The organism is Clostridioides sp. ZZV14-6150, from assembly GCF_020657875.1.
Taxonomy (GTDB): domain Bacteria; phylum Bacillota; class Clostridia; order Peptostreptococcales; family Peptostreptococcaceae; genus Clostridioides.
Genome location: NZ_JAGWDA010000010.1, coordinates 91,176 through 113,590, shown reverse-complemented (window position 1 = coordinate 113,590; position 22,415 = coordinate 91,176). Strand labels below are relative to the sequence as shown.

General features: G+C 28.9%; 28 protein-coding genes. 7 read left to right on the top strand and 21 right to left on the bottom strand.

All coding sequences use genetic code 11. From position 1 onward, the window contains the following. Window positions 1–173: 173 nt before the first annotated feature. From KGF41_RS13090 to KGF41_RS13055, 8 genes are all read right to left on the bottom strand, one after another. Window positions 174–881, bottom strand: coding sequence for an SAM-dependent methyltransferase (locus KGF41_RS13090; RefSeq protein ID WP_227856722.1), 708 nt, complete (start codon window positions 879–881; stop codon window positions 174–176). 457 nt (window positions 882–1,338) lie between these two features. Beyond that, a complete protein-coding gene (locus KGF41_RS13085) occupies window positions 1,339–1,485 on the bottom strand; it encodes a hypothetical protein (RefSeq protein WP_227828708.1) in 147 nt (48 codons plus the stop codon). Window positions 1,486–1,831: 346 nt separating this feature from the next. Next, on the bottom strand, window positions 1,832–2,278 hold the full coding sequence (locus tag KGF41_RS13080; RefSeq protein ID WP_227839773.1) for a DUF3788 family protein: 447 nt from the start codon (window positions 2,276–2,278) through the stop codon (window positions 1,832–1,834). Window positions 2,279–2,330: 52 nt separating this feature from the next. Beyond that, complete coding sequence (locus KGF41_RS13075) at window positions 2,331–2,798, bottom strand: VOC family protein (RefSeq protein WP_227828710.1); 468 nt, start codon at window positions 2,796–2,798, stop codon at window positions 2,331–2,333. Window positions 2,799–3,214: 416 nt separating this feature from the next. Then, complete coding sequence (locus KGF41_RS13070; RefSeq protein WP_227842710.1) at window positions 3,215–3,592, bottom strand: BlaI/MecI/CopY family transcriptional regulator; 378 nt, start codon at window positions 3,590–3,592, stop codon at window positions 3,215–3,217. 115 nt (window positions 3,593–3,707) lie between these two features. After that, window positions 3,708–3,875, bottom strand: a complete 168-nt coding sequence (locus tag KGF41_RS13065; RefSeq protein WP_227842711.1) for a hypothetical protein — start codon at window positions 3,873–3,875, stop codon at window positions 3,708–3,710. 790 nt (window positions 3,876–4,665) lie between these two features. Then, window positions 4,666–6,072, bottom strand: coding sequence for a sensor histidine kinase (locus tag KGF41_RS13060; protein WP_227842712.1), 1,407 nt, complete (start codon window positions 6,070–6,072; stop codon window positions 4,666–4,668). Window positions 6,073–6,111: 39 nt separating this feature from the next. Next, window positions 6,112–6,819: a response regulator transcription factor gene (locus tag KGF41_RS13055; protein WP_227828713.1), complete on the bottom strand. Its 708-nt coding sequence runs from the start codon at window positions 6,817–6,819 to the stop codon at window positions 6,112–6,114. Between the two features lie 193 nt (window positions 6,820–7,012). On the opposite strand from KGF41_RS13055, the gene KGF41_RS13050 reads away from it, so the two are divergent. From KGF41_RS13050 to KGF41_RS13025, 6 genes are all read left to right on the top strand, one after another. After that, entirely contained in the window at window positions 7,013–7,927 is a 915-nt protein-coding gene (locus KGF41_RS13050; RefSeq protein ID WP_227828714.1) for an ABC transporter ATP-binding protein, read from the top strand. Continuing rightward, window positions 7,927–8,688 carry an ABC transporter permease gene (locus KGF41_RS13045; RefSeq protein ID WP_227828715.1) on the top strand — a complete coding sequence of 254 codons (762 nt, stop codon included), beginning with the start codon at window positions 7,927–7,929 and terminating at the stop codon, window positions 8,686–8,688. The genes KGF41_RS13050 and KGF41_RS13045 overlap by 1 nt, the downstream gene beginning before the upstream one ends. Window positions 8,689–8,699: 11 nt before the next feature. After that, a complete protein-coding gene (locus KGF41_RS13040; RefSeq protein WP_227828716.1) occupies window positions 8,700–9,437 on the top strand; it encodes an ABC transporter permease in 738 nt (245 codons plus the stop codon). A gap of 432 nt (window positions 9,438–9,869) precedes the next feature. After that, a complete protein-coding gene (locus KGF41_RS13035; protein ID WP_255611422.1) occupies window positions 9,870–10,385 on the top strand; it encodes a GNAT family N-acetyltransferase in 516 nt (171 codons plus the stop codon). 55 nt (window positions 10,386–10,440) lie between these two features. Then, window positions 10,441–10,698 (top strand): TfoX/Sxy family protein, encoded by a 258-nt coding sequence (locus KGF41_RS13030; RefSeq protein WP_227828717.1) that lies wholly within the window; start codon window positions 10,441–10,443, stop codon window positions 10,696–10,698. 15 nt (window positions 10,699–10,713) lie between these two features. Beyond that, window positions 10,714–10,998 (top strand): DUF3795 domain-containing protein, encoded by a 285-nt coding sequence (locus KGF41_RS13025; RefSeq protein WP_227828718.1) that lies wholly within the window; start codon window positions 10,714–10,716, stop codon window positions 10,996–10,998. 114 nt (window positions 10,999–11,112) lie between these two features. Here the strand turns inward: KGF41_RS13025 and KGF41_RS20905 are convergent, their stop codons facing one another. After that, window positions 11,113–11,244 carry a hypothetical protein gene (locus KGF41_RS20905; protein WP_255287817.1) on the bottom strand — a complete coding sequence of 44 codons (132 nt, stop codon included), beginning with the start codon at window positions 11,242–11,244 and terminating at the stop codon, window positions 11,113–11,115. A gap of 303 nt (window positions 11,245–11,547) precedes the next feature. Between KGF41_RS20905 and KGF41_RS13020 the strand changes: the two genes are divergently transcribed. Then, the gene (locus KGF41_RS13020) at window positions 11,548–12,378 is read left to right on the top strand and encodes a MerR family transcriptional regulator (protein WP_227828719.1); all 831 of its coding nucleotides are present in this window, start codon (window positions 11,548–11,550) and stop codon (window positions 12,376–12,378) included. Window positions 12,379–12,450: 72 nt separating this feature from the next. Here KGF41_RS13020 and KGF41_RS13015 read toward each other — a convergent pair whose 3' ends face one another. The 12 genes from KGF41_RS13015 to eutA all read right to left on the bottom strand — a co-directional run bounded on the left by KGF41_RS13015 (window position 12,451) and on the right by eutA (window position 22,363). Beyond that, window positions 12,451–12,924, bottom strand: a complete 474-nt coding sequence (locus tag KGF41_RS13015; RefSeq protein ID WP_227828720.1) for a cupin domain-containing protein — start codon at window positions 12,922–12,924, stop codon at window positions 12,451–12,453. A gap of 61 nt (window positions 12,925–12,985) precedes the next feature. Next, a complete protein-coding gene (locus KGF41_RS13010) occupies window positions 12,986–13,258 on the bottom strand; it encodes a EutN/CcmL family microcompartment protein (protein WP_227824686.1) in 273 nt (90 codons plus the stop codon). A 12-nt stretch (window positions 13,259–13,270) separates the two neighbouring features. Further along, on the bottom strand, window positions 13,271–13,972 hold the full coding sequence (locus tag KGF41_RS13005) for a TIGR02536 family ethanolamine utilization protein (protein ID WP_227828721.1): 702 nt from the start codon (window positions 13,970–13,972) through the stop codon (window positions 13,271–13,273). A gap of 24 nt (window positions 13,973–13,996) precedes the next feature. Continuing rightward, entirely contained in the window at window positions 13,997–14,623 is a 627-nt protein-coding gene (gene eutD / locus KGF41_RS13000) for an ethanolamine utilization phosphate acetyltransferase EutD (RefSeq protein ID WP_227828722.1), read from the bottom strand. 13 nt (window positions 14,624–14,636) lie between these two features. Next, window positions 14,637–15,398 carry a cobalamin adenosyltransferase gene (locus KGF41_RS12995; protein WP_227828723.1) on the bottom strand — a complete coding sequence of 254 codons (762 nt, stop codon included), beginning with the start codon at window positions 15,396–15,398 and terminating at the stop codon, window positions 14,637–14,639. 98 nt (window positions 15,399–15,496) lie between these two features. Beyond that, on the bottom strand, window positions 15,497–15,784 hold the full coding sequence (locus tag KGF41_RS12990; protein ID WP_227828724.1) for a BMC domain-containing protein: 288 nt from the start codon (window positions 15,782–15,784) through the stop codon (window positions 15,497–15,499). 60 nt (window positions 15,785–15,844) lie between these two features. Beyond that, a complete protein-coding gene (locus tag KGF41_RS12985; RefSeq protein WP_227828725.1) occupies window positions 15,845–17,314 on the bottom strand; it encodes an acetaldehyde dehydrogenase (acetylating) in 1,470 nt (489 codons plus the stop codon). Between the two features lie 2 nt (window positions 17,315–17,316). Further along, on the bottom strand, window positions 17,317–17,961 hold the full coding sequence (locus KGF41_RS21030; RefSeq protein ID WP_285894822.1) for a BMC domain-containing protein: 645 nt from the start codon (window positions 17,959–17,961) through the stop codon (window positions 17,317–17,319). 6 nt (window positions 17,962–17,967) lie between these two features. After that, window positions 17,968–18,621 carry an ethanolamine utilization microcompartment protein EutL gene (gene eutL / locus KGF41_RS12975; protein ID WP_227828726.1) on the bottom strand — a complete coding sequence of 218 codons (654 nt, stop codon included), beginning with the start codon at window positions 18,619–18,621 and terminating at the stop codon, window positions 17,968–17,970. 21 nt (window positions 18,622–18,642) lie between these two features. After that, complete coding sequence (gene eutC, locus KGF41_RS12970; RefSeq protein WP_227828727.1) at window positions 18,643–19,536, bottom strand: ethanolamine ammonia-lyase subunit EutC; 894 nt, start codon at window positions 19,534–19,536, stop codon at window positions 18,643–18,645. 12 nt (window positions 19,537–19,548) lie between these two features. Beyond that, a complete protein-coding gene (locus KGF41_RS12965) occupies window positions 19,549–20,913 on the bottom strand; it encodes an ethanolamine ammonia-lyase subunit EutB (RefSeq protein ID WP_227828728.1) in 1,365 nt (454 codons plus the stop codon). Between the two features lie 16 nt (window positions 20,914–20,929). Next, window positions 20,930–22,363 (bottom strand): ethanolamine ammonia-lyase reactivating factor EutA, encoded by a 1,434-nt coding sequence (gene eutA, locus KGF41_RS12960; protein ID WP_227839199.1) that lies wholly within the window; start codon window positions 22,361–22,363, stop codon window positions 20,930–20,932. Window positions 22,364–22,415 lie beyond the last annotated feature (52 nt).

Sequence of the window (22,415 nt, the reverse complement as noted above, 5' to 3'; positions counted from 1 at the left end):
CAAGTTTGATTTTTCAAATTAAAAACTACAATATATTATTACAAAATAAAAATACCCAATCAACCTAAATAGTCCAATTGGGTATAAATTCTTTAAAAAATCATTTTGTATTTAAATAATTATCTTTGTATTTGAATTTTTATCTAACTCTAATCTTTATCTAACTCCAACTTTTATTTAACTCTAGCTATTAGAGAAATTGTATTAAAGTACTTACCATCTTCTACTTCCATCATTTTTTTATCATTTTTTGCATAAGAATTATCGCAGTTTAACCAATCTTGCCATGCTTCTTCATGACAATTTAAAGCTTCACATTTCTCTAAAATCACAGACTCCGATTCTGACCAAAGTTCATTCCACCATTTGATAGAATGAAAATTCATATTATCTTGCCAAAATGGAATAAGTTCATCAGGTATACAATCTACAAAATCTTGTTTTAATCCTGGCATTGCCATTGCAATTATTCCACCCTCTTTTACAAGAGGCGATATGTGATTTTCTAAAAAACCTTCTTTGTTTCCAAAGTAGTGATAAGAGTGAACACTTATTACTGCATCAAAGAAACCTTCTGCGTAAGGTAATTCATGTGCCTCTGCTTGTATTGGAAATATTTTATTATCTAAGTTAAAGTCCTTAAATCTTTCATAATTCTCAGTTGGTTCTATCCACAAATCTGTTGCAAATACAGTTGCATCAAATTCATTTGCTAAAAATATAGAAGATATACCTCTTCCACATCCCAAATCTAAAATACGCATTCCCTTTTCTAATTTTATCTTATTTGTCATTTCCTCTAGTATTTTTATACAATTAGGCCCCATCATGTTTTTCATGAGGAACTCTTTGTCATATTTATTACTTTTCGTAAATATCATTCTATCTTTCCTTTCCTTATAAATTATTATTTATTTAAATTGTTCCTATTTTAATGTATATACTAATTAATCTATTTAATTTAGCGGATATTTGACACTTTACCTTTTATTATACCATTTATTCTCATAAATATAATAATTCTATTATTTTAAAATTAATATTTATAATAATTTAAAATAAATACTTATAAAATATAGTTTATCATAATAATACTATAAAAAAACATCGAAAAATAAGTATTCTAGAGAGGAGTAGTAAAAATAGCTTTGATATATGTTAGTTATAAAATATGAACAAATAAAGAAGCAAATAGACATGAACTTTGGAATAACTAAAAGAATCTAACTCTGCGACAATTTTTTAAACTCTCCAGAGAGCATTACGACACTACATTATAAAGCTAATTAAGATACTATTCTAAAAACAATAAAATAAGCAGTCAGTAAACACAAATTTTTACTGACTGCTTATTTTTGTTTTCTTAAATTCTGGAGTAATAAAATCATTTTCAAAATTCATAAAACTCCAATCATCATCAATATTTTTAATATCAAATTCTATGTCTAGCTTTTTATAAAGTTCTTTTGCTTTAATATTAATCACTCCTTTATAATAATATTTAACTGATACATATTTATACAAGAGTTCTATAATATGCTTATACTTTAAAAGTCAACTATATCTCAAAATACTGTGAGTATTAACTCATTTTAAAGTATAGTTTATTTTTCTAGTATACGTTTTATCTCAATACTCTTGCCTATAAATATCCGTTTATTTTAATATACTTTATTAACCCTGTCAAATACTATTATTTTATATGAGCTATTCTCAATTTATTTATTATTCTAATTATATTTACTTATTATCTTAATTCTTATTGACTTACTATCTTATAGTTACTCTCATTTATTATCCTAATCCTGTTAATCATTAAGCTCCTAACTACCTAAACTTTTTTTAAATTTTTAGGAGGCTTTTTTTTAACTTCAATAATCTTTAAAATATCATCAAGCTCTTTCTCATTCTCCACTCTATAATTTATCCATCCTCCACTTCCACAAGGGTATCGCTTATCCCAAAATTCATTTGTCTTTGGCAATAAGTTATCCAGTATATCTAATAGCTTATCTACATCATTACTTCCAATTTGAATAGTTACTGTAAAGCAATCTTTCTCAAAAAACACATAAAATAGATGCATTGTTTTATGTGAATACTTATATCCCCAGCCATAATTATTTCCAAAAGGAAATCTTAATTCTTTACGTAAATCATATTTTTTATCTAATAAATTCTCAAGATACAAAATAAGGTTAAAATGATTTTTGCCCACATACTCAGAAATCTCTTTTTCTGATGGCATGACACTTTTATTCAACATTCTTTCATACAATTTTAATCACCACTTTTGATTTATTTTTAATCTGAAAATACTAGTATCAAAATTATTCACTTTTTTTACATTCCTCCACAAATTCAATTGGATGTTGAATAATCTTAGAAACTTCTTCTACAGAATACCCTTCATCTAAATATCTTCTAGCTATAACTTCCATAGATTCTCCTACCTCGATAATATGTTTATCAGGGTCATAAATACGCACTACCCTCTGTTGCCATTCATATTTTAGTGGTTGATGAACATACTCTACATCTTTATATGATTTAAGTTTTTCAATAAATTTATCAAAATCATCAGCTTCAAAATAAAGTTCCATATTGTGTGATTTTTGCACAACTGTATCTGGATTTAGCCCTGTTAACCATGCAAAATCCTCTTGTATTGCAAATCCCCCACTAAAAGTTACATTTCTACCTAAATCTAACACAACTTTTTGGTCAAACAATTCTCCATAAAACTTTTTTGACACTTCTACATTATTTACTGCCAATAATGAACATTGATATTTCATAAATGTACCCCCTAATTTCTATTATTATTTTATTATATCAATTTAAACTTGAAAGCTATATGTCATATTTACAAAAATTATTTGATTATGTATTTTACACAACTACAATCTCCATACAAAAAGCTACCCTAAATATAGTTATTTAATTGATAACTAAAGGTAGCTTTTTATATTGAATTAATAGAATTGTCCATCATTAATTTACACTCATGTTTAATTTTATTTTGGTTCATATTACAATCCACTTATAATTTATAATTTTCCAAAGACAAATATACTATACATCATAAATATACTGTATATGATTTAGGTTTATATTATACAAGCTCTCAAAATTTCTAAAAATAAGTTTTCATATTTTTAGGTATCATGTTTTATTTTACAAATAGCTACTATTTTTCTTTAATCTTCTTTTCTTATTTTTCTTTAATACTTCTTAACCACGCTTCAATAAAAAGTATATCCTCTTCACTTATATTATCATCTGCATGCAGTGATAATAATAAACTTTTTATAGAGGAATCGTGAATATTCCTAAAAAATTCTCTTGTTTCAACATTCAAGTAATATTTTTCATCAATTAAAATCTCATATTGTGTATATTTATTTACCTTTTTAGAATTTAAAAATCCTTTAACTACTAATCTAGATAAAATAGTTAAAGTTGTCGTTTGCTTCCATTGATATTTTTGCTCCATAGCTAAAATAATATCTTTTGATGTTATTTTGGAATCTACTTTCCATATAAACTTCATTATCTTCAATTCTGATTGTGGCAGCTTTTTTATCGGCATAATAAACCTTTGCTACTCAGAATATAGACAAGCAATATCCACAGTAAAATTTTCATCAATTTAATTGATATTATATTCATTTAAATTACTGTGATTTTATAAGATTTTCTCAATCTTAAATTCTAAAGTTAGCTATTTGTACATAATAAACATATGTAAATAGTGTCAAAATTACTTTATATTGCTTAGTTTTATGAAATGTCTTGTACTCAGCTATATACTTCTGGATACTTGTCTCAGTAGCTCTCCCTTCTTTTAAGTTTTTCTTTCTAATTTTAAGCATTTATATTTTAGTAATCTTACTTCTTTTAATTTTGACTTATTGCTTCTCTAGCTTTTAAAAAAATAATCTATCATTTACGATTTTAAATATTATAATCTCAATCTTAATTTATGATTTTAAATATTGTAATCTCAGTCTTAATAATTACACTTTATATAATTAAATTTTGCTAGTTTATTGAATATTCGTTTGTATCTTTTATAATCCAAACCTTTTCCTCAACAGCTCTTTATAGCTCTAATTTAATTCAACATATCTAGACATCTATACTTTATATCACTAAAAATCAGACACCAAAACTCTACTTTAGTAGAGTTTATATGGTCAAAAAATGTCTATTTAAAATACTTTTTCGCTCTAAATACAAAGTTATAATAAAATATTTCTCTAATAATTACATAAAAGTTTTTCTAATTAAATCTGCTCTTAAAATCTGATTATCGTCTTCTCAAAATTAAAAACTACTATATTATAATTCTATTTTAGTAGAATATTTTTGTCAATAACATTTTAAGTATTATTGAAAAATATTAAAAAAAAGGGAACTATTTAAAGAGTTTAACAATCTTACAATAATTCCAAAATATATTATTCCTATGAAAATTTTGATACCATGAGTAACTTAGCTCTAAGCGCATAAAGCAAAAGTTACTATTTTATTTAATAAAACTTGACAAGAAAAGAATTTATATTTATTCTACTATGATAGAGTATTTTTGTCAATAAATAATAAAATTATTTTCAAAATATTTTCATTGTTCACGCTTATTCATTATTTCATTATAAAATATTACTTTAATAGTGGTAATTTTAAAGTTATTTTTAGACCTTGACAATTATCACTTATGATATCTAATTTACCTTTGTGTGCATTTATAATACCTGCTACTATTAAAAGCCCTAGACCATGATTCTGACCTTTAGCATATGCATCACTCAAATTATATTGATGCTTCAATAAATAACTAATTTTATCTTTACTTATACCTTTTCCATCATCTTCAATAGTTATATAGCAAAAATCTAAATCAGACCTTGAAACTACATTTATATTACACCCATGTTGATTGTGAGTTATGCTATTTTGTATCAAATTGCTAATTGCTCTTTTTAATAACTTTTTATCTGCATCTATAATAATATCTTCATCCAATATATTAAGCTCAATATAAAAGTTATTATCCAAATTATTATTTATAAAATCAGAAACAACCTCTCTTAAGAAAGCAGAAACTCTAATTTTACCGCAATCTAATGCTTGCATATTGTATTCTAATTTAGAGACTAAGTTAAGGTCGCTTACTAATTCCCTAATCTTAATACCTTGATTACATATAATATATACTTGCTCATGTTCTCTTTGAGAAAGATTTTTACTTTCCTCAAGCTCTCCAGCATATCCTATTATCATTGAAAGTGGTGTTCTTATATCATGAGATATTCCTGCAATCCAATTAGACCTAGCTTCTTCTCTTTTTCTAAGCTTTGCATTTTTTTCCTGTAATTCTCTAGATACAGAGTTAATAGATTTTGAAATATCACTAAGTATCCCCTTTTCTTGAAGAAGTACTGGCTCGCCCTTTGAAATAAGCTTCATCCCTGTAATAATTGGCTTTATAGATTTTATCATTTTTAATCCTATAAATAAAGCTATTAAAAAAGTAATCATTGCATTAAGCAAAAGCATAATTAATATTAACCTTGGAAATTGGTCTATTTCATTAATAGTATAAGTAAGGTTAAACCTTGTGTACTTGTCTTTGGGATATCCTGTAACTAGAAGCCCATCAGGATGCTCCCATACATACACAGGATAGTCTTTTAAAAAAAATTTTGAAAACTTAGCTACATCCGTTAAAGTATAATGCTTTGGTATTTCGTTTGGTAAATCATACTCCCATATTCTGTCCCCATTATCATCAATTAGCATTGCCCAAGCTTGATTTTTGTGTAACACCTCTTTACTAGATTCATCCAAGACAAACTTACCATCCTTTAAAGTTAACTTTTCTTCAAGCATCATTAAATTTGCTTTAGTTTCTCCACTATTGCTTGTATCTGATTCGCCAGAGTATGGGTATACAAAAGTTACATATGAAAATATCAAAAATCCTGCTATGTTTAAGATAATTAGAAATAATGAAATCAAGATACTTGAACCTATAAATCGTCTTAATATATACTTTACACTATCCAAAATTAAATCCCTCCTCTTGAAATCTTCATATGGCATAAATCAATTAATAATTAACTTATATCCAAGCCCTCTTACTGTAAGAAGATGCTTAGGAGAAGATGGAGCTTCTTCTATCTTTTCTCTAACTCTCCTAACATGTACCATAAGAGTATTTTCATACCCATACATGTCATCCCCCCATATAGCTTGACATAGTGCATCACTAGTAACAATTCGCCCTTTATTTTCATAAAGCTTTAAAAGCAGGGAATGTTCTTTAGCAGTTAAAGATATTTCTTGTCCATCTTTTTTCACACATGCAGTATTTAAATTTACAACAACATAATCTCCTAGTTTAAATACTGGCAACTCATCTTCCTTCATAGGAATATATACACGATTTAATATACCTACTAACCTTAAAGTAAGTTCTTTAGGTAAAAATGGCTTTACTATATAATCATCAGCCCCTAAACCTAGACCAATCAATCTATCTTCATCCTCTCCTCTTGCAGAAAGAAAAATAACTGGTATCTTAGACGTTTCTCTAATTTTTCTCATAATAGAAAAGCCATCTCCATCTGGCAACACTACATCTAAAATTGCACAGTCTGGTTTTATATTTTTAAATACTCTCACAGCTTCTTCATAACTAGATGCTAGAAAAATTCTATTAAATCCCTCTTTTCTTAAGATTTCATCTATCATTTTTAATAATTCTTTATGGTCATCAACCACAAGTATTTTTTTATCCTTTATTGTTTCCATAATCATCACCCTTCCTAAGTATATCATATACCCATTTTTATAACTTTACCTCAATAGACTATTTAAGGTTATTGTAAGGTAAACTTCAGCTAGCTGAAATGTAAGTGCTTTATTGTATTAATATAAGCTACAAACAATGCTATATGTAAGTCATAAAAATTCATACTAAATTATAGAAAAGAGGATAAAACATATGGAAATGATAATTAAGACAAACAGACTTTCAAAAGAATACAATAAAATATTTAGAGTAAAAGACTTAGACCTTAGAGTCCCAAAAGGAGCTGTATATGGCTTTTTAGGTCCTAATGGTGCTGGTAAATCCACTACTCTTAAAATGCTACTTGGACTTGCAAAGCCTACACAAGGAAATATTAGTATTTTAGGCAAAGAATTAAACGATAAAAACAGGATATCAATCTTAAATGACATTGGCTCATTGATAGAATCTCCATCATACTATGGACATTTGACAGGACTTGAAAATATGACTATTATGCAAAGACTTTTAGATTTACCTAAAAAAAATATACATGAAGCCTTAAAAATAGTAAGACTAGAAAATCAAAAGAATAAGAAGGTCAGTCAATATTCACTAGGTATGAAACAACGTCTTGGTATTGCCATGGCAATAATGAAGTTTCCTAAATTATTGATACTTGATGAGCCTACAAATGGACTTGACCCAGCTGGAATTGAAGAGATTAGAGAACTAATAAAATCTCTTCCAGAAAAATACGGTATGACAGTTCTTATTTCCAGTCATCTTCTAGGTGAAATTGACCAAATCGCCACATCAATAGGAATAATAAATCATGGCGAACTTGTTTTTCAAGATAGTATAAAAGAACTTCATGATAAAGGTCAAAGTCATATTGCTATTAAAACACAAAATCCAATATCTGCTCAAAAACTTTTAAATACACAGGGATATATGTCACTTATACAAGATGGATATTTAACTATTGAGAATTTAAAAGATACGGATGTAGCTAAAGTAAATAACATACTTGTACATTCAAATATGGATGTGTTTAGAATAGAAGAACATAAAAAGAGCTTAGAGGATATATTCCTTGAACTTACTGGCAAGGCGGTGACTTTATAATGAAATATCTTAGTTTAGAATTCTATAAGATTAAAAGAAAGAAAATTATTTTGATGACATTTTTATTTGTAGCTGTTGAGATAATGTGGTGTATCATGAATTCAAACAGAGCTCTTACAAAAAATCCAGACATGCTAAGTGGATTTGAATATTCATACATGATTATGAGTTTTACAAGTTTAAACGGATTATTTTTTCCTATTTTAATATCAATAATTACTTCACGAATAAGCGATATAGAGCATAAAGGAGATACATGGAAACTTTTAAAAGCTTCTGCTACACCCTTAAATAGTATTTATTTTTCTAAATTTTTATGCTCAACTATTTTAATATCAGTATCTATACTCTTACAAATATTAGCTATTTTAGGTTTTGCATCTTTTAAGGACTTTATCGAACCATTTTCCATGTCCTTAATTATCAAATATACCTTAGGCACAATACTTGTTAGTATAGCTATAATAGCACTGCACCAATGGGTTGCAACTGTATTCCAAAATCAAATGCTTGCTGTTACGCTTGGTATGTTAGGTAGCTTTATAGGTTTAACATCAGGATTATTTTTTCAAGGTATTCGTAGATTATTTATATGGTCTTATTACATAGAATTAACGCCTCTAAATTATGCCTATGACACTGCCCTTGGTTCATCAGTTTACAAAGTAAATATGAATTTTTCAATGACTGTTTTAATCTTCTTTGTTGGAATGTTAATTTATTATATTGGAAAAAATCATTTATTAAATAAGGAAATATAGGAGGGATTTAAATGTTAAGAAAATCAGTTCTGGGAGAAATCCTAAAGTTAAAAAATTCTTTTATATGGTATATATTATTGTCTTTGCCACTTATAAGTGTGCTAATTGGTTCTGGAAACTTTTATCTAAATCAAGGTGTCCTTAAGAAAGAATGGTATAGCTTGTGGACTCAAGTTAGTCTATTTTATGGTGAGTTTTTCTTTCCTATATTAATAGCAATCTTTTGTGCCTATGTTTGTAGACTTGAACATATGAATCATAATTGGAATAATGTAATGACACTTCCAATCAATTTAAAAAATATTTTTTTATCTAAGCTTATAGTTATTTCAATACTTACAGCTATTACTCAAATTGTTTTTGTTATTTTTTACATAGTTGCTGGAAATATGATTGGATTTTCCCAAAGTGTACCTAATGAACTTGCTGGCTGGATTGTTAAGGGTTGGATTATTTCCATTTCAATAGCTTCTATACAACTATACCTATCTATAAAGATTAGAAGTTTTGCTACTCCTATTGGTATCAGTCTTTGCCTTTCTCTATTTGGAATGGGCTTACTAGTAGCACAACCTTCTATTGGAATATTTTTCCCATACTCTATGTTAGGAAGTGCTATGGGTATTATAAAGCAATCTGCTTTAAATGTTAACGATACTATAGTTACAATATGTGTTGCATTTGCTACTACTATAATATTTTCTGAAATCGCTAAGAGAAACTTTAGAAAAAATGATGTTATATCTTAATATTATAATAAAAGTATATATGACAAGATGGCGTCACCCTTTTGTATTATAATAAATAAAGTATATATGATAAGTAATTCAAATATATTATTTATAATCTTTAAAAAAAGAAATTATGGAACAAACATGGGAAATCGATACTTACTTCTAAAAATTCACCTATTTTTAGTATCTACTCTTCCCTTGTTTATTAATATAAAATATAATATGTATAAATGAAATTCAATCTAATAATATGACTGAAAACAAATTACTAAATTGGTAAATAATTGTAAATAAAAAGAAGGAGAAGAAGAAAAGATTATTTATATTTTATACGAATTGTAAAAGAGCAAAGTTATAATAAAAGATGATAAAACTAGTGATAAGACTATAGTACATTGCTATTTTATTTTCTAGAATTAGCCTTAATCCACAGGAGGATAAATTAAAATGATAATTAGACAAGAAAAAGCCAGTGACAAAAATAAAGTATATGAAGTTGTTAAGTCTGCATTTGCAAATGAAGAATCTTCTGACCATGATGAACAAAACCTTGTTAATCGATTAAGAAATAGTACTAGCTTTGTTCCAGAACTTTCACTTGTAGCTGAAGACGATGGAAATATAGTTGGCCATATTCTATTTACAGAAATAAAGGTTAAAAATAATGTACTACTTGCACTAGCACCAGTATCAGTTTCTCCTAATGTTCAAGGTAAAAAAATAGGTTCAAAGTTAATTGAAGAAGGACATAAAATTGCAAAGTCAAAAGGATATAAAGGTTGTGTAGTTTTAGGTCATGACAAATATTATCCTAAGTTTGGCTATCAAGTGGCAAGTAAGTTTAATATAAAAGCTCCATTTGAAGTACCAGATGAAAATTTTATGGCTATAGAACTACTAGACAATGGGTTGAAAGAAGTATCTGGTGTTGTAGAATATGCAAAGGAGTTTTTTGAACAGTAGTTATAAATTATGATTAGTAATTTTGTTGAATATTCAAGAGATAAGGAGTGATATGATGGGTGAACTTTCTAAATTGCCAAATATAGGTCCTGTAGTTGAGGGTCAATTAAACCAAGTTGGAATCACAAACTATGAACAGTTAAAGGAAATAGGTAGCAAACAGGCATGGTTAAAAATAAAATCTATTGATGCTTCTGCATGTATTAACCGTCTATATTCATTAGAAGCTGCAATTCAAGGCATCAGAAAAAGTCAATTATCTTCAGATGAAAAGGAAGAATTAAAAGAATTTTATAATATATTTAAGTGTTAGAAAAGGAGTGTTTATATGTTTGAATCAAGATGTGGTGTACTCTGTAATAGTTGTACAAGAAAAGAGAAAGTAAATTGTAAAGGATGTACTCAAATGAAAGGCCCATTTTGGGGTGGTGAATGTAAGGTTAAGACTTGCTGTGAAAGCAAAGAACTTAACCATTGTGGAGAATGTGATACTTTCCCTTGTGATATGCTTTCAAATATGGGAAAAGACCAAGGTTTTGACCCTACAATAAAGATTGAACAATGCAGAAAGTGGCTAAATGAAGAAAAAGCTTTAAATGATTCTCTTAATTAATCTAATTCATGGATTGAAATACATATTATTTTAAGATACATATGATGAGTGATGTATTATAAAAGAGCTAAGTAAATAGTTTTAATTATTACTCAAAACTGATATTTAGCTCCTTTATATCTTATATTTAACTCTTTCATAATCACTCTTTAGCCTTTTATAATTATTCTTTAATTCTCTATAGTTATCTTTTAGTCTTTCATAGTTATTTCTAGCTCTTTCATAATTATCTTTTAGTCTTTCCAATAATTGTATGCCTTTTAATAAAATAAATTAATTGCTTTTAATCTAAGTAATACCAGACACTTTATCATTTAATCAATATTTACTTTCCCATAAAAATGGTCATAGAAAATCAATTCTTTATACTTCACTTTTTGCCTGTTTTTTGGTATGATTATTATGTTAAGAAAATTAATATAATTTAGTATTATCAAATTAAATTAGTTTACATTTTCCTAAAAAGTTTATTTAAACACCTTATATGACGTCTATTAAAAAACTATCTTTCCTTTTAAAATTTTTAGCTTAAAATAGGAGGTAAATATTGTGCATAATAAACTTTTGTCAATTACCCAATTAGCAAAACTTAGAAATCTTACAAGTGAAACACTAAGATATTACGACAGAATAAATCTTATAAAACCTAACTATGTAGACCCTAATACTAAATATAGATATTACTCTATCCTTCAATACGAAGAGTTAGGAACTGTAAAAGAATTAAGACAATTAGGAATGTGTATCAATGATATTACAAGTTATTTTAATGACAGAAATTTCCAAAAATCTATTGAAATTTTTGAAAAATACCAAGAAACACTTCACTCAGAAATCAGAGAAAAAATAGAACTTGAAAAGGTATTAAATAAAAAAGTTGAATTTTTAAAACAACTAAATTCTCTATCTCCAGTAAATACAATTACAGAGCTTACACTTCCAGATAGATATATGATTACCTTTGATGAACCAACTGGTGGACCTCATGAATTAGCTCTTGCTGTAACTGAATTAGAATCTCATTTAAATGAGATTGCTCCAATTGTTGCAAGCGATAGAGTGGGTGCTTATGGTAATGATTCGATTTTAGACGAATCGCAAGATTATATTCCTCTATCTCCATTTATATTCGTAGAAGACAACGATGTACAGTCCTCTTTAAAAAAGCTTGTTCCAGGTGGATTATATCTTTCTATGTATTATGATGGTGATGAACTTGAAAGATACCATCCGTCTTTTGATTTTATAAAAGAGTATATGAGTGAACACAACCTATGCCTTAATGGTGATATTTATCAGATATTTAAAATAGATGTGACTCTTACTAGTTACTTAAATGAAACGCTTATGGAAATTCAAGTTCCAGTAAAAAAAATATAGTCTATTACATAAAGGCTATGATTGTTAGCTTACCATAGCCTTTTTACTTACTTTTCTCCATAGTCTTTTTACTTACTTTTGTGATTCCCAATCTGCTGGGTATGTTACATATATAAACCTAGCATAATTAGGTACTGAAAACTTTATACTACTTCCTTTTGGTATAAGTATTAGCTCCCCTTCAGATGCTGTTATCTTTCTGCCATCTATTAATATGTCTAAAGTTCCTTCTATTATATAGTCTACTTCATCATAATTTAATGTCCAATCGAAAGTTGTTTCTTTCATTTCCATAATTCCACAACCTAATCTTGGACTTTCTTCTAAGGTAAATAAATCTTTTGTATAAACTATATCATTTGGATTGCCAGTATCTAATCTATTACTTTCATCTACCTTTACTCTTGGTAATCTTATAGAAGTTATTCCACTTATATCTTTGTGTCTATCAAAATCCACATTATTTTTAGAACCATTTAAATTTTCTTCTATTATTTGTCTAACTAATACTTCCAATATATCTTTATCTAACGTACTTATATCCATCTCTTATTACCTCCTTAACTCTTATATTAAACTCTATAGCATCAATACTTTTACTCATCTGTTACTCATCCGCAAATTCAAGAGAATCGACTATTCCAACTATAGTTGCATCTATTGGAACACTCTGTCTTTCTATTGAAGTTCTGGCAGCAGAGCCTCTCGTTATAAGGACTAAATCTCCATTCCCTGCCCCTGCATTATCTGCAGCTACTAAAAAGCCTTCTTTATATGTATCTTTAGCATTTAATAGTTTCACAACTAAGAATTTTTGTCCATTTAACTTTTCATCTTTTCTTGTTGCCCATACATTACCAACTATTTTTCCTATCTCCATAAGTCTCCTCCACTATATTCTTTTTACTGTTATATTATGTATTCTTATAAAATCCATAGCTAATGGAGTTATTATACTATTTTGACTTACGATAATATCCTTAGTTCCATTTATCATAGGCTTTCTCAAATCAGACTCCGATATAAGCCTTTTATGCGTCAAGTCTATGCTAAACTTATCATCTATTTTTACTTTTTCTTCATTCAATATTTCTTTTTTAAACTTTTCCTCACTAAATGCTATTTCATTAAACGCTACTTCACTTAATGTTATCTCATTTAAATCCTTTATAATCTTTACTCCATATTTACAAATACCATCTTCATACGCTCTGTATTTATTGTATAGTGTTTTAGGTGCAGTGTCTTTATAGAGTTTGTATTCTATTCCTCCATCTAACACATATACTTTCTTACCTTTCATAAGCATTTTTAATAGAAATCTTTCTTCATTTGAAAAACTATTTCCTAATGCTAAATTGCAAATACCTCTCATACAAAGTTTTGATACTATTACTACATCACAATCTTTTGTATCATTATCAAATATTTCTATATTAAACTTATCACTTAATAAATCAAATTTACTTTTATCATTTTCATATAATATAACTAATTTTTTTCTATTTTCATTTTCTATACAACCAATATTCGTAATATTTATTTTTTTGTAAAGTTCTTCTACTATAATCTCTATAAGATTGTTATAATCCATAAGCTTTCCTTTCTAGGTGTATAGCTATCTCTTTATTATCTTTGCAATACTTCCTTTTGAAAATGCGCATGCATTTGCCTCATCGTAATCTATGTGCATATAAGTTTTAAACTTATCACTAACTCTAACAACTACATCATCAAATATTAAAGGTCTTTTTCCAAATACTTTAACTTCAACTATCTCATTGTCTACCACATTAAATTTTTTGGCATCTTCTATCGACATATGTATATGTCTTTTTGCTACCATAAGACCTTTTTGAAGTTCAATTTCCCTTTTTTCTGTAGCTATTTTAATACCTAAGGTATTTTCTAAATCTCCACTTTGCTTTATTGGTGGCTTCAATCCTAATATAGAACCATCTGTTAAAGATATTTCTACTTGTGTTTCCTTTCTACAAGGTCCAAGAACTACAACATTTTTTAATGTACTTTTTGGTCCAATTATTGTAACTCTTTCTTTACAAGCATATTGACCTGGTTGAGATAAATCTTTTAATTTTGTTAATGTATATCCTTTGCCAAATAGTTTTTCTACATCTTCTTCACTTAAATGTACATGTCTTCCTGATGCTTCAACTTCTATAAATACTTCTTTTTTAACTCTACTTACTACTTCTTGTACTATTTCATTTAATAGGTTTTCCATAAATATCCCCCAACTACTGGTATTGTCCAGTTCTTATTTTATAAATCATAATCCAGAACACTGATGACAATCTATTAAGAGCTTTTATTAAATCTTCTCTCTCAACTTCTCCATATTCACCTTTAAACGCTTCATATGCACAGAGTTCAGCTTCCCTAGTACTAGTTCTTATACTATTTATAAGTACTACTTCTTCACCCATTTTATAAGTTGGAAATTCATGACCTATACCAAAATATTTTTTAGGATTATGAGATTGTTCTCTCAACTCTTTTTCAGATAGACCTAAAAGCTTAAAGCTATCTAATTTTTCTTCTAACACTTCACATCTCATTATCTTCCTTACAAACTCTAATATTTCTTGTAACTCATTTACTAATTTTCCCAGACCTTTTTTGTTACATAAAACTTGAACCTCTAGTATTTTTGATTCTAATGAGTCTATTTTGCCTCTTAAAATTATCCTCTTATGGTCTTTAAATACTAATATATTTCCATTTAAATGAGTCATATGTTCTGGCTTTTCATTTAACTTAGCTCCAAATACAGTTTTGTATTTATAAGATTCTTCTTTTACAGTTTCTTTTATGACTTCCTTATTTTCATTGTTTGTATTTGAAATATTATCAATATATTTTATTTCAATTTTTTTTTCAGCTAAATAAGACTTTGCTAAAGGAGTTATAATCTGACCTTTTTCAATGTAATATTCAGTTATATTCCCTTTGTTTTCGCGCATTTCTTTTCTTATTTGATTTTCTGTTAAAACACTCATTTTATCACATCTCCTATTAGATGTATAAAAGGGGACTCCTCAAAATATATTGACATCCCCTTTTTATCAAATTTAAATTTTATTTACTATATAACCTATTAGTCAACATTTACTTTTGGTAATATAGCATCTACTTCAAAGTGTGGTCTTGGTATAACATGAACAGATATTAAATCTCCAACTCTCTCAGCAGCAGAAGCACCTGCATCTGTAGCAGCTTTAACAGCTCCAACATCACCTCTCACCATTACTGTAACTAAACCTCCACCTACTTGCTCTTTTCCAACTAATTGAACATTGGCAGCCTTAACCATTGCGTCTGCTGCTTCTATTGCTCCTACTAATCCTTTAGTTTCTATCATCCCTAATGCGTTTGCGTTTGCCATAATTCTTACCTCCAAAATTTTATATTAATATTTTTTAAAATTATTTTAGTTTTTTAAAATCTAACATAGCTCTAAAGCTATCTTTTTTACTAATACATTTATTAGCTCTTCTCTATCCATAGAGTCAAATATTGATTTTTCTACTTTAGAATTTGTGCCTCTAAGTTCTTCTATTTCTTTAACTCCATAAGCTATTTTCTTTATATTTAATAAATCTAATGGTCCTACATTATTTGAAGTTGAACTTCCACCTATAGCTCCACACCCTAGTGTTAAGGCAGGTGATAAGTTTGTTGCTCCTCCTATTCCTCCAAGTGCAGATGGTGCATTTACTATTATTCTTGATACTGGCATATTAAGTGCAAATTTCTTTACAAGTTCCTCATCATTAGCATGCATTGAGAATGTGTGACCAGCACCTTCGTTTAAAAGTATCTCTCTAGATTTTTGCATAATAGATTCAATATTTTCCTCTACATAAAATGCAAGTATTGGAGTCAGTTTTTCTCTAGAGTAAGCTACATCATTTCCTACTCTAGATTCTCTTGCTATAAGCACTTTAGCATAACTTGGCACATTACTTAAATTAGCTAATTTAGCAAGTGTTTCTACACTCTTTCCAACTATTTGAGGATTCATTGTTCCATTTGCTCTTAATATAAATTTAGACAGCTTTTCACTTTCCTCTTCATTTAAGAAATAAGCTCCTTGATTTTTCAGTTCATTAACAACTATCTCTTCCATAGATTTTTCTACTATTATAGATTGTTCAGATGCACATATTACACCGTTATCAAAAGTTTTAGAATCTAATATTCTTTTAACTGCTAACTTAATATCTGCACTCTTATCTATAAATGCTGGTCCATTTCCTGGTCCTACACCTATGGCAGGTGTTCCTGATGAATAAGCAGCTCTAACCATAGCTTCTCCACCAGTTGCTAAAATAAGTTTAGTATCTTTATGCTTCATTAATTCATTAGTACCTTTAAGGCTAGGATTAGTTATACCTAATATAATATCCTCTGGACACCCTGCTTTTATAGCTGCCTCACTTATTATTTTTATAGTCTCAAGTATACATTTTTTTGCATTTGGATGTGGTGAGAAAATTATTGAATTTCCTGATTTTATAGAAATCATAGCTTTGTAGATTACTGTTGATGTTGGATTTGTTGATGGTATAAGCCCTGCTACTACTCCTACTGGTGTAGCTATATCAACTGTTTTTTCTTCTTTATTTTCACCTATTATCCCAATAGTCTTCATATCTTTTATGGCTTCATATAACATTTTAGATGCAAATGTATTTTTAACTATTTTATCTTCATATTTTCCAAATCCAGTTTCTTCGTTGGCCATTTTAGCTAATTTAGCGGCATTTTCATATGCTGCATCTGCTATTGACTTAACTATTTTATCTATTTGTTCTTGGCTCATTCTAGAAAGTTTAACTTGAGCTTCTTTAGCCTTTTTTACAAGATTTCTAACTTCTTGTATAGATAATAAATCTTTATCTAAAATTTCCATATCTATTTATCCTCTCTAATCAATTTATCAACTAAATCTACTAGGTCTTCTTTTTTCAAAGAGTTTAATTCTTTATTAGTCAAAGAAGAATTGTATTCTCTAGCTAAATTTTTTAGTTCTTTTACATTCATGTTTAGTAAGTTTCTATTATTAGTAACCCCATCTCTTACTGGTTTTACTTCTTCTAAAGTTTCTATATTTCCATTTTCGTTTTCTTCAACTTTTATATCTTCTTCTAATGTTTCTATATTTGTATTTTCTTCAATTTTCACATCTTTTTCTAAAGTTTCTGTATTTGTATCTTTATTTTCTTCTATCTTCATATTTTCTTTGATTGGTATTTCGCTAACTTTATTATATTTTTGAGTAGCTCTTTCTTCTTTTTTCAATAAATTATCAGCTACTTCTTTATGTATCCTTGGTATTACATGAGTTGCTCTTAATACTCCAACTTTATTTGCGGCCACTTCTCCAGCTTCTATAGCTGATTTAACTGCTCCTACATCTCCAACTATTGTTAATGTAACTATTCCCGCTCCTACTTTGTCAATGCTAAGTATATTTACACTAGCAGACTTTACACATGCATCACATGCCTCTATTGCAGCAACATATCCTATTACTTCTATTAAACCTACAGCATTCATTTATCTTTAAAACCTTGTTGGGTCATCAGCTACAGATTTAACAGCTTCAGCAAAAGCATCACAAGCTGCTTTACAAGCTGATTGAGACCCTGTAAGCAATGCTCCACCAAAGTTTGTTTCAGTTGGAGGTGCAAATAATTCACATAGACTTACATCTGCTGCTTTTAATGCTGCATCTAGTGCATACATAGCTTCTAAAGGTGGTGCTACTAAATAAGCTATGGCTTCTCCTTCATTGATTCCTGCCACTTTAGAAAGATATGTTCCTGTTCTAGATACACAGTGAGCATAATATACTATTGAATCATCATCATTTGCACTTATAAAAGTTGATCCATATTCTAGAAAATCAACTACTGCATTTAATCCACTTCTTACTTCAGCTGGGCTTGGTCCTGCTATTATACCTAATACTTCCCCAGCAAGTTTTGTTGAAGCATTTGTAGCTCCTGCATACATTGACTTTGCATATACAACATCAACTTCTGAAGCTTTTGTTGCTTCATCAAGGGCAGTATATGTCACATCATCACAATCAGCAGTTATAAACCCTAAACTTTTATGGTCTGAATTTAATTCTAGCTTTTGTGCAATTTCTGGACTTACGTTTGAAATCATTTTAATTCCCAATATTTTAGGACGAATTATATCATTTTTCATAACTTGTACTCCTTTAAGTTATTATTTTAAATCAATTCCAGAAGCTTTCTTATCTAAAATTGTTTTTATAAGTTCAGCTATATGTGCACCTGCTTCAACAGCAGTAGTTCCACCTTTATGGATGTTTGATACCACTGTTCTCTTAGCTTCTGCTATACCAACTTTAGGCTTGTATGTAAGATATGCTGACATAGATTCTGCTGTAACAAGACCTGGTCTTTCTCCAATTAACACACATACCACTTCACAACCTAACTCTTCACCTAAATGGTCCATAGCCCCAACTCTACAATGTTTAACAAATACAATATCTCCTACTTCAATTCCATACATCTTTAAACCTTGCTTTATAGCCATAATACAATCATTTGAGTTGGCTTCTATAGCAGCTGAACTTAGTCCATCACCTGCCATTATTAATACCTTTTGATTTGTACCTATTTGCGTTTTTATAAAATCTATAGTTTCACTTGAAAATTTTCTTCCAAGGTCTGGTCTAGTTAAAAATTCATCTTTATCCTTACATAAAGTTTCTATTTTTATTAAGTTGCTATTTTCCACAAAATCTTCATCTACGTAAGAGAAAACAGCATCTTGTGCAGCAGCATGGTCTGCTCTAAATCTTAAAACTGTTTCTGTTTTATATCTAGCTCCACATCTACCTATACCTATTCTTGCAGGAGTTTTAGATTTCATATCTAAATAGGCTTCTGCATCCTTAGGATTTTTTACTAATAATTGCTTTTTTAAATCTATTTCCGTTATATCTTCTATGCAAGCATCATCATCCACTGTACTTTTATTTACTTTGTCCACTGTATTTTCAACAACTTCATTTATAACGCTAGAATCGATTTGACCAGCCATTTGATTTACTAACTGCTCTACTAATGCTTTTAAATCTTTTTCATTCATACTTAAGACCTCCTACCCTAATAATATTGATGCATCTCCAGCTTTTTCTGTTAATTTACCATCTTTAGAGAAGCCCATTTGTTCCATCCAAGCATCAAACTCTTTTATTCCTGTAAGTCCAAACATTTCTCTAAGTGATGCTGTCTCGTGGTATCCTGTAGTTTGGTAGTTAAGCATTACATCATCTCCATGAGGTATTCCCATAAAATATGTACATCCAGCTGTAGTTAATAATATCGCTAAATTTTCCATATCGTTTTGGTCTGCTTTCATATGGTTTGTATAGCAAACATCAACACCCATTGGCAATCCATGTAATTTACCCATAAAGTGGTCTTCTAGTCCTGCCCTCATTACTTCCTTTGCATCATATAGATATTCTGGTCCTATAAATCCAACTACTGTGTTTACTAAAAATGGCTCAAACTTTTTAGCAAATCCATAACATCTAGCTTCCATAGTAACTTGGTCTATTCCATGATGTGCTTCTGAAGAAAGCTCTGAACCTTGCCCTGTTTCAAAATACATTACATTTGGACCAGTAGCTGTCCCATGCTTTAAAGCTAAATTTCTTGCTTCTTCAATAGTTGCTGAATTGAATCCAAAAGCTTCGTTTCCTTTCTCAGAACCAGCTATCGATTGGAATATTAAATCTGTTGGAGCTCCATTTCTTATAGCTTCCATTTGTGTCGTAACATGAGCTAACACACAAGTTTGAGTAGGTATTTTATATTTTTGTTTTACTTCCTCAAATCTCTTTAGTACTTTAGTTACACTTTCAACTGAATCATCAACTGGGTTTAATCCAAGTACGGCATCACCTATTCCAAAAGTCAATCCTTCTAGAAGTGAGGCAAGTATCCCATCTGGGTCATCTGTTGGATGGTTTGGTTGAAGTCTAGCTGATAGAGTACCTTCTTCGCCTATTGTTGTATTACAATGAGCTGTAACTTTAATTTTTTTGGCTGCATAAACTAAGTCCATATTTGACATTAGCTTTGCAACTGCTGCTGTCATTTCTGAAGTTAATCCTCTTGATATTCTTTTTATATCTAAACTACTTGTTTCACTATCTAATAGCCACTCTCTAAGTTCTGAAACAGTCCAGTCCTTTATTTCACTATAAACTTTTTCATTTACACCATCTTGAATTATTCTTGTGACCTCATCTTCATCATAAGGAACTGCGGGATTGTTTCTTATATCCTCTAATTTTATATGAGATAAAACTACTTTCGCTGCAACTCTCTCTTCGGCACTTTGAGCTGCAAGACCAGCTAGCTTATCACCAGACTTTTCTTCATTTGCTTTTGCCATTACGTCATATAGCCCTTTGAACTGATAAGTACGCCCAAATAATTTTGTCTTTAAAATCATCTCCTTACCCCCTTTTTTAATTAAAAACTAATGTCTTTATTACTACAGGTAACACTTTACCTTCAGCTATTGGCTTTCCAATATCTATGTAGTCTCCATTTTCAACCTTAATACTATCTATACAAATAATATCTTTTTTGTAATCTAAAACTGCACAAATAGATTGTCCTAGTACTTTTGCCATGTCATTTTCTATAATTACTACAAATGGCAAGTCATTTTCTATAATTTCTTTCATACCACTTACTAATCCACGTGCATACTCTTGTATTTCTAAAAAGCTTGGATTCTTGCTTCCTTCTATAGCTATAACAATTTTTTGTAAGTCATTTTCTAACTTAAACCAATTTAACTTATTTTTTATACTTTCACTTAATGCCTTTTCATCGCTAGTTTCTTCTTCTCTTGATAGTTTTAAAACAGGTAGATTTTTAAGTGGAAAATCCTCACTTGTATAAGTTATAGTACTTCCACTTACTTCAGTCGTATGAGAACCAGCACCTACTACTGTAGCTCTAATAGTCTCTAATGGAGTTATTACATTTATTTTTTTTAGTTCCTCACAATTTTTTATTGCTTGCCCTAATAAAATACCTAAGTCTCCATATTTAAAATATTCATCTATGTTTTTATCATAGTAGATGTAATCAGCGACCCCACCAGAAAAAGATATGTTCTCTATCTTTTCACTTAAATTTATAGATTTATTGGTTACTATAAACTCAAATAGACTTGTTTTCTTTTTTATTCCTATACTTTGTAGTATTAAATCAACCATTATATCTATTATTGGCTTTGTATTTTCTATAGTTGCTATAGTTCCTATTTGAAGTCCTAGATTATAATCTTTTATAATTTTTTCTATCTTAGGTGATATATAAGTTATTTTTTTGCTATGCTTGTCTATTTTTATAAGTCTCCCACCTATATCTAGACAACCAGTATCTAAGACTTCACCTCTTTTAAATAAAGCTAAATTACTAGTTCCGCCACCTATATCTAGATTTACAACACTAGTTGAATGATTTTTAGAATAAATATGAGCCCCTGCTCCTTTACCAGATATGATACTTTCTAAATCTGGTCCTGCTGTTGCCACCACAAAGTCTCCTGCAAATCCACTTAAATTATGAAGTACATAATTTGCATTTTCTTTTCTAGCTGTTTCACCAGTTATAATAACTGCACCTGTATGTATGTCTTCTTTAGATATATTTGCTTTTTTATATTCACTATCAACTATGTTTTTTATTTCATTTCCATTTATCTCATTGTTGGAGATAAGAGGTGTAAAGTATATTTCACTTTTATATACAATTTCTTTGTCTATTATACTTATCCTAGGTACTGAAAAACTAGATGCAGTGTTTTCAACTATCAATTTAGAAAATATTAGTTGAGTAGTACTTGTCCCAATATCTATCCCAACACTTAATAACTCTTCTCTCATTTTCTCACCTCATAATTTAAAAGCATTTCTTAAACAAAGAAGTTAGATTGTT

Excerpts from the sequence above, each read along its gene's own strand:
- KGF41_RS13090 (WP_227856722.1), bottom strand. The coding sequence starts at position 881 with ATGATATTTACGAAAAGTAATAAATATGACAAAGAGTTCCTCATGAAA.
- KGF41_RS13075 (WP_227828710.1), bottom strand. The coding sequence starts at position 2,798 with ATGAAATATCAATGTTCATTATTGGCAGTAAATAATGTAGAAGTGTCA.
- KGF41_RS13070 (WP_227842710.1), bottom strand. The coding sequence starts at position 3,592 with ATGCCGATAAAAAAGCTGCCACAATCAGAATTGAAGATAATGAAGTTT.
- KGF41_RS13065 (WP_227842711.1), bottom strand. The coding sequence starts at position 3,875 with ATGCTTAAAATTAGAAAGAAAAACTTAAAAGAAGGGAGAGCTACTGAG.
- KGF41_RS13055 (WP_227828713.1), bottom strand. The coding sequence starts at position 6,819 with ATGGAAACAATAAAGGATAAAAAAATACTTGTGGTTGATGACCATAAA.
- KGF41_RS13050 (WP_227828714.1), top strand. The coding sequence starts at position 7,013 with ATGGAAATGATAATTAAGACAAACAGACTTTCAAAAGAATACAATAAA.
- KGF41_RS13045 (WP_227828715.1), top strand. The coding sequence starts at position 7,927 with ATGAAATATCTTAGTTTAGAATTCTATAAGATTAAAAGAAAGAAAATT.
- KGF41_RS13040 (WP_227828716.1), top strand. The coding sequence starts at position 8,700 with ATGTTAAGAAAATCAGTTCTGGGAGAAATCCTAAAGTTAAAAAATTCT.
- KGF41_RS13035 (WP_255611422.1), top strand. The coding sequence starts at position 9,870 with ATGATAATTAGACAAGAAAAAGCCAGTGACAAAAATAAAGTATATGAA.
- KGF41_RS13030 (WP_227828717.1), top strand. The coding sequence starts at position 10,441 with ATGGGTGAACTTTCTAAATTGCCAAATATAGGTCCTGTAGTTGAGGGT.
- KGF41_RS13025 (WP_227828718.1), top strand. The coding sequence starts at position 10,714 with ATGTTTGAATCAAGATGTGGTGTACTCTGTAATAGTTGTACAAGAAAA.
- KGF41_RS13015 (WP_227828720.1), bottom strand. The coding sequence starts at position 12,924 with ATGGATATAAGTACGTTAGATAAAGATATATTGGAAGTATTAGTTAGA.
- KGF41_RS13010 (WP_227824686.1), bottom strand. The coding sequence starts at position 13,258 with ATGGAGATAGGAAAAATAGTTGGTAATGTATGGGCAACAAGAAAAGAT.
- KGF41_RS13005 (WP_227828721.1), bottom strand. The coding sequence starts at position 13,972 with ATGGATTATAACAATCTTATAGAGATTATAGTAGAAGAACTTTACAAA.
- eutD (WP_227828722.1), bottom strand. The coding sequence starts at position 14,623 with ATGGAAAACCTATTAAATGAAATAGTACAAGAAGTAGTAAGTAGAGTT.
- KGF41_RS12995 (WP_227828723.1), bottom strand. The coding sequence starts at position 15,398 with ATGAGTGTTTTAACAGAAAATCAAATAAGAAAAGAAATGCGCGAAAAC.
- KGF41_RS12990 (WP_227828724.1), bottom strand. The coding sequence starts at position 15,784 with ATGGCAAACGCAAACGCATTAGGGATGATAGAAACTAAAGGATTAGTA.
- KGF41_RS12985 (WP_227828725.1), bottom strand. The coding sequence starts at position 17,314 with ATGGAAATTTTAGATAAAGATTTATTATCTATACAAGAAGTTAGAAAT.
- KGF41_RS21030 (WP_285894822.1), bottom strand. The coding sequence starts at position 17,961 with ATGAATGCTGTAGGTTTAATAGAAGTAATAGGATATGTTGCTGCAATA.
- eutL (WP_227828726.1), bottom strand. The coding sequence starts at position 18,621 with ATGAAAAATGATATAATTCGTCCTAAAATATTGGGAATTAAAATGATT.
- eutC (WP_227828727.1), bottom strand. The coding sequence starts at position 19,536 with ATGAATGAAAAAGATTTAAAAGCATTAGTAGAGCAGTTAGTAAATCAA.
- KGF41_RS12965 (WP_227828728.1), bottom strand. The coding sequence starts at position 20,913 with ATGATTTTAAAGACAAAATTATTTGGGCGTACTTATCAGTTCAAAGGG.
- eutA (WP_227839199.1), bottom strand. The coding sequence starts at position 22,363 with ATGAGAGAAGAGTTATTAAGTGTTGGGATAGATATTGGGACAAGTACT.